At 66.9% G+C, this 6,793-nt stretch carries 6 protein-coding genes; all 6 read left to right on the top strand.

Annotated elements, in window-relative coordinates; translation table 11 throughout:
- On the top strand, positions 1 to 835 hold an 835-nt coding region (locus AC1D00_RS20515), incomplete at its 5' end, for an IclR family transcriptional regulator (protein WP_477011921.1).
- 113 nt (positions 836 to 948) lie between these two features.
- Positions 949 to 1,917, top strand: coding sequence for a Bug family tripartite tricarboxylate transporter substrate binding protein (locus tag AC1D00_RS20510; RefSeq protein ID WP_477011920.1), 969 nt, complete (start codon positions 949 to 951; stop codon positions 1,915 to 1,917).
- The gene (locus AC1D00_RS20505; RefSeq protein WP_135172608.1) at positions 1,914 to 2,399 is read left to right on the top strand and encodes a tripartite tricarboxylate transporter TctB family protein; all 486 of its coding nucleotides are present in this window, start codon (positions 1,914 to 1,916) and stop codon (positions 2,397 to 2,399) included. The genes AC1D00_RS20510 and AC1D00_RS20505 overlap by 4 nt, the downstream gene beginning before the upstream one ends.
- Complete coding sequence (locus AC1D00_RS20500; RefSeq protein ID WP_135172609.1) at positions 2,399 to 3,898, top strand: tripartite tricarboxylate transporter permease; 1,500 nt, start codon at positions 2,399 to 2,401, stop codon at positions 3,896 to 3,898. The genes AC1D00_RS20505 and AC1D00_RS20500 overlap by 1 nt, the downstream gene beginning before the upstream one ends.
- A gap of 54 nt (positions 3,899 to 3,952) precedes the next feature.
- A complete protein-coding gene (locus AC1D00_RS20495) occupies positions 3,953 to 4,753 on the top strand; it encodes an NYN domain-containing protein (RefSeq protein ID WP_477011919.1) in 801 nt (266 codons plus the stop codon).
- An 85-nt stretch (positions 4,754 to 4,838) separates the two neighbouring features.
- Positions 4,839 to 6,641 (top strand): adenine deaminase C-terminal domain-containing protein, encoded by a 1,803-nt coding sequence (locus tag AC1D00_RS20490; RefSeq protein WP_477011918.1) that lies wholly within the window; start codon positions 4,839 to 4,841, stop codon positions 6,639 to 6,641.
- The last annotated feature ends 152 nt before the right edge of the window (positions 6,642 to 6,793 follow it).

Raw genomic sequence — 6,793 nt, 5'->3', positions numbered from 1 at the left:
GAACGTGATCCGGCGCAAATCGCTCGAGCCTCGATCGCCATCGGAGGCCGACCACGAGGCGCGCGATGGCGGCGTGCAGTCCGTCGACCGCGCGCTGTCGATCCTCGAAACGCTGTCCGAGGACGACGAAGGCTATCGCCTCAGCGACCTTGCCGTCCGCACCGGCCTGTCGGCCTCGACCGTGCACCGCCTGCTGGCAACGCTGGAAAGCCGCCGCTTCGTGCAGTTCGACCGCGCCGAATCCAAATGGCATGTCGGCGTGCGCAGCTTCACGGTCGGCGCGAGCTTTGCCCGGCGGCGTAATTTCTCCACGCAGGCCATTCCCTATTTGCGCAAGCTGCGCGATCTCACCCGCGAGACCGCCAACCTCGCCGTGGTCGACGACGAGTTCATCATCGTGCTGACCCGCATGGAGAGCCGCGAGATCATGCGCTCGCTGACCCAGGTCGGCGGCCGCGTCGCCATGGTGACGTCAGGCGTCGGCAAGGCCGTGCTCGCGACTTATTCGGACGAGGACGTCGGCGCGGTCATCCGCCATCACGGCATGCCCCGCCTGACCGAGAAGTCGATCGTGCGGCCGGGCGACCTGTTCAAGGAGCTCGCGACGATCCGCAAACAGGGCTTTGCGATCGATGACGAAGAGGCCTGCATGGGCCTGCGCTGTATTGCCGCAGTCGTCTACAACGACTGCGCCGAGCCGCTGGCGGCGATCTCCGTCTCCGGCATGACCAGTCGTCTGACCGACGACAGGTTGCCGGAAATCGGCCAAATCGTGCGCGAGGTCGCCGGCGAGYTGACCGTCGCGCTCGGCGGGGTGATGCCGAAGTCTGGCTAACAAGGAACCGGGCCTGTCGCTGGACAGCATCGGCCGTTTTGGCTGATATGCGACCAAACGACACAATGCGGCAAACGATCAACGACGTCCGCACGAGCCTGGAGAATGCCCCCATGTTTAAATTTCCCGCGCGCCTTGTCGGCGCAGCCGTCGCGCTGACCCTTGCGGCAGCCACGCCTGCCTTCGCCCAGCAGCTCGAGCTCAAGCTGATGGCACCGGCGGCCCCGGGCGGGGGCTGGGACCAGACCGCGCGCTCGATGCAGCAGGCGCTGGTCGCCGCGGGCGTCGCGCGCAGCGTGCAGGTCACCAACGTCCCCGGCGCCGGCGGCAGCGTCGGCATCGCGCAGTTCGTCAACGGCGCCAAGGGCGACGGCAACCAGCTGATGGTGAACGGCTTCGTCATGGTCGGCGCGCTCGCCATGAACAAGTCGCCGGTGACGCTCGAGCAGGTGACGCCGATCGCGCGCCTCACCGAGGAAATCCAGGTGATCGTGGTGCCGGCGAATTCGCCGATCAAGACAGCGCAGGATCTGGCCGCCGCGGTCAAGGCCGATATCGCCAAGGTGACCTTCGCCGGCGGCTCGGCCGGCGGCGTCGACCATGTGATGGCGGCATTGTTCGCCGGCGCCGTCGGCGCCGATGCGAAGAAGATCAACTACATCCCGTTCTCCGGCGGCGGCGAGTCTCTGGCGGCGATCCTCGGCGGCAAGGTCACCGCGGGCATTTCGGGGATGAGCGAATATGAAGGGCAGATCAAGTCCGGCAAGCTGCGCGCGATCGGCGTGACCTCGGAGAAGCGCATCGCAGGCAGCGACATCCCGACCTTCAAGGAGCAGGGCATCGACCTCGTGATCGCCAATTGGCGTTCGGTGGTCGCGCCTCCCGGCATCACGCCGGAGCAGCGCAAGACCTTGAGCGATGCGGTCGAGAAGATGGTGAAGTCGGACGCCTGGAAGGAGATCCTCAAGCAGAAGGGCTGGGAGGACGCCTATCTCGGCGGCGATGCCTTCGCCGACTTCCTGAAGAAGGAAACCGTCCGCGTCACCGACGTGCTGAAATCGGTCGGCCTGGTCAAGTCATGACCTCAGGCGATCCGGCCCAGCCGCCGCGGCGCGTCGATCGCGCCGGCATCGTCATCGCCGCATTGCTCGCAGGTCTTGCCGCGGTGCTGGTCTGGGACGCGCGCGGCCTGCAATCCACCGCAATGTACGGGATGGGGCCGGAGGCGATGCCGGTCGTGATCGCCACCGGCCTTGCGCTGCTCGCGATCGGCAATCTCATCGACGCGCTGCGCGGCAATCTGCCGGCGCGCGAGAGCGCCGATCCCGTGCCTGTGGTCTTGATCCTCGCCGGCCTTGCGCTCCTCATCGCCATCATCGGCTTCGGCGGCGGCTTCATCCTGGCGACGGCGGCGCTGTTCGTCACGACGTCGGCGGCCTTCGGACGCCGTGCCGTCCTTGTCGATTCCGTCATCGCGCTCGTGATGTCGACCCTCATCTATCTCGCGTTCGACCGGCTGTTRACGCTGAGCCTTCCCGCCGGCCCCCTGGAGCGACTGCTGTGATGGACACCTTTGCCGCGCTGGCGCATGGCATGGCGGTCGCCGTCCAGCCGATGAACCTGCTGTATGCTTTGATCGGCGTGTTCCTCGGCACGGCCGTGGGCGTGCTGCCCGGCATCGGCCCGGCGCTGACGGTCGCGCTGCTGCTGCCTGTCACCTACAAGCTCGATCCCGGCGGCTCGCTGATCATGTTTGCCGGCATCTATTATGGCGGCATGTATGGCGGCTCGACCACCGCGATCCTGATCAACACGCCCGGCGAGAGCGCGTCGATGGCGACCGCGCTCGAAGGCAACAAGATGGCCAAGGCCGGCCGCGGCGGGCCGGCGCTCGCGACCTCCGCGATCGGCTCCTTCGTCGCCGGCACCATCGCCACCATCGGGCTCGCCTTTCTCGCGCCCTGGCTGGTCGATTTCGCCGTGCGCTTCGGCCCCGAGGACTATTTCGCGCTGATGTGCGTCGCCTTCGTCACGGTGTCGGCGACCTTCGGCGACTCCCCGATCCGCGGCCTCACCAGCCTGTTCATCGGCCTGACGCTCGGCCTCGTCGGCATCGACAAGCTGACCGGCCAGGCGCGGCTCGCGTTCGGCGTCCCCGAGCTGCTCGACGGTGTCGAGGTGACGACGCTTGCGGTCGGCCTGTTCGCAGTCGGCGAGGCGCTCTACGTCGCATCGCGCCGCCACCACACCGAGGAGAAGCTCGAGCCGGTGCGCGGCTCGCTGTGGATGACGAAGGAAGACTGGAAGCGGTCGTGGAAGCCGTGGCTGCGCGGGACGATGTTCGGCTTCCCGATCGGCGCGCTGCCCGCGGGCGGCGCGGAGATCCCGACTTTCCTGTCCTATTCGACCGAGAAACGGCTGACGAAGTACCCGGAAGAATTCGGCAAGGGTGCGATCGAAGGCGTCGCGGGACCGGAGGCCGCCAACAACGCCTCGGCCGCCGGCACGCTGGTGCCGCTCTTGACGCTGGGATTGCCGACCTCGGCGACGGCCGCGATGATGCTCGCTGGCTTCCAGCAATACGGCCTCAATCCGGGGCCGCTGCTGTTCGCCGAGCGGCCCGACCTCGTGTGGGGCCTGATCGCGAGTCTCTTCATCGCCAACTGCATGCTGCTGGTGCTCAACCTGCCGCTGGTCGGCCTGTGGGTGCGGCTGCTCGCGATCCCGCAGCCATGGCTCTATGCCGGCATTCTCGTCTTCGCGACGATGGGCACCATCGCGGCAAAGCCCTCGGTGGTCGAATTGTCGATGCTGGCCGGCTTCGGCGTGCTCGGCTTCCTGATGCGGCGGTTCGATTTTCCGATCGCGCCCGTCGTCGTCGGCCTGATCCTCGGCCCGATCGCCGAGAGCCAGTTGCGCAGGGCGCTCGCGATCAGCCTCGGCGATCCCATGACGCTGCTCCAGAGCCCGATCTCGGCGACGCTGCTGGGCATCGCGCTGGTTGCGCTGCTGGCCCCATTCGTGCTGAAGGGGATGGGGCGCTTCAAGGCGAACGAGGACTAGCCGTCCCGGCGCGCGCGTCCTTGAATGCTGCGTCCATCCCGTTGAGGAAACGCCATGCCGTCGGAACTTCGCTCGCCCCGTCTCGCCGTCCTGATCGATGCCGACAACGCCTCCGCAAAGATCGCGGATGGACTGTTCGAGGAGATTGCCAAGATCGGCGAAGCCAGCGTTCGCCGCATCTATGGCGACTTCTCCAATGCGCGATCGAGGGGCTGGGCCGACATCCTGTCGAAGCACGCCATCATCCCGCAGCAGCAATTCGCCTATACGACGGGAAAGAACGCGTCCGACATAACCCTGGTCATCGACGCCATGGACCTGCTTCACAGCGGCCGGTTCGACGGCTTCTGTTTGGTGTCTTCAGACAGCGACTTTACCCGTCTGGCCGCCCRCATCCGGGAGCAGGGCGTCGATGTCTTCGGGTTCGGTGAGCAGAAGACGCCGGAAAGCTTCAGGCAGGCCTGCCGAAGGTTCGTCTACACCGAGAACCTGCTTGCCGCCCCGGCGACCACCCAGGACGCCGCCGCGAGATCGACATCGCTTCAGCCGCCTGATGCCGCGACCCCCATCATCAAGAAGGTCATCACCCAGATGGAGAGCGAGGACGGCTGGGTCGCGCTCGGGGAAGTCGGGCGGCAGCTCGCCAACCTGGCGTCGGATTTCGATCCGAGAACGTTCGGGTTCCGCAAGCTGAGCGACCTCGTGCGGAAGACGAACTCGTTCGAGATCGACGAGTCAAAGGGCCGCTCGATGCGGATTCGGGTCAAGCCCGCTGCTGCAGCACCGCCGAGAAGGCGGAACCCGCGCAGGCCTGCACGGGCGGGGGCGGCGGGCGGCTCGGCGCCTAAGGCGTAAGCAGGGCCTGCCGTTATATTTGCGCTTGCCCGCTATGGCGCGGGGCGTAACCATCGCGGGGCCGTAACGCCACGCGAGGGTCCCGATGACCAGACTTACCCGCTTCGCCGTCGCACCGCTGCATTCGATGACCCGGCGTCTGGCCGATGTCGCCTCCGCGCGCGCCGCACCGGATCTCGTGGTCACGGGGGCCCGGGTGCTTTCGACCTATTCGGAGCGCATCCACGCGAACCGCGAGGTCTGGATCACCGGCGGCCGTGTCGCCGCGGTCAAGCCGGCCGGAACAGCCAAGAAGGCGTGGAGCGGCGTCGCGACCTACGACGCGGCCGGCGGCATCATCGCGCCGGGCCTGGTCGATCCGCATATCCACATCGAATCCTCGATGGTGACAGCCTGCGCCTACGCCGAGGCCGCACTGCTGAACGGCACCACCACGATCTTCTGCGACAGCCACGAGATCGGCAACGTCATGGACGTCGCCGGCGTCGAGGCGATGCTGGAGGACGCGCGCGAGGCGCCGCTCTCGATCTTCCTGACGGTGCCGTCGACCGTGCCGGCCACCTCGGCGGAGCTTGAGACGGCGGGCGGCGACCTCACGCCCGACAAGATCGCCGGCCTGTTCGACCGCTGGCCCGAGGCGGTGGCGCTCGGCGAGAAGATGGATTTCGTGCCTGTGACGATGGGCGACGAGCGCAGTCATGCGATCCTCGCCGCCGCCTTGAAGCGCGGACGCCCGGTGTCCGGCCACGTCTACGGCCGCGAGTTCGTCGCGGCCTATGCGGCGAGCGGCGTCACCGACACCCACGAGGCGATCGACCGCGACATCGCCGACGATCTGCTCGACGCCGGCGTCTGGGTGTTCCTGCGCGGCGGCCCGCCGACCACGCCATGGCACTCGCTGCCGCAGGCGATCCGGACGATCACCGAGCTCGGCGCCTCGCACAAGCGCACCGCGGTGTGCACCGACGATCGCGACGCCGACGATCTCCTGCTGTTCGGCCTCGACTGGGTGGTACGCGAAGCGGTGAAGGCGGGGATGTCGCCGGAGCAGGCCTGGTCGATGGGCTCGCTGCACGGCGCCACGCGCTTCGGCATGGAGGGCGATATCGGCGGGCTCGGCGGCGGCCGCCGCGCCGATCTCGTGCTGATGGACGATAATCTCAAGCCGCTATGCACCTGGTATGGCGGCGAGCTCGTGGTCGAGCACCGCAAGATCACGCCGCGCCTCGATCAGGCGTTGTCGCAGCGCTATCAATATCCGAAGGCGGCCTATGCGACCGTGAAGCTGCCGGAGAAGATGAAGCTGACGCCGGAGCTGCCGGCCAAGGCCTGCACCGTCAACGCCATCAAGACCGCGCTGCCCGGCATCACGCTGATCCATGAGAAGGTCGCTATCGAGCCCGCAAAGGATTGGCCGTCGCTGTTCGCGCGCTACGGCCTGTGCTTTGTCACGGTGGTCGAGCGCCACGGCAAATCGGCGGGCAATGTCGCCTATGGCCTGCTGAAGGATTTTGGCCTGAAGCGCGGCGCGGTCGCCTCCAGCGTCGGGCACGACAGCCACAACATCATCGTCGCCGGAACCAACGAGGGCGACATGCAGGTCGCGATCGCGGCGATCAAGGAGCACCAGGGCGCCGTCTGCGTCGTCGCCGACGGCAAGGTGAGGGCGCTGGTGCCGCTGCCCATCGCGGGGCTCCTGTCCGACAAGCGCGTCACGGAGGTGGCCGAAGAGGTCAAGGTGCTGAAGAAGGAATGGGCGGAGGCCGGCTGCACCATCCCCTACATGGGCTTCAATCTCATTCCGCTATCGGTCATTCCGGAAATTCGCATCACCGACAAGGGCCTGGTGCTGGTGCCGCAGATGGAGCTGGCACCGCTGTTCGAGTGATCGCTTTCACAGATATCTCGATCTAACTGATTGAGACGTCCACGATTTTTCCACGGCTGCCGCATCGTGGAAAATAAAATCGATCTCGTTGAGATCGGCTTCTGCGCGCCCGATGATCTCGCTCGCTGACACCACCGAGCGAGGTCCGATAT

Source organism: Bradyrhizobium sp. P2_E8 (genome assembly GCF_056403875.1).
This window is presented reverse-complemented; position numbering and strand designations above follow the sequence as displayed.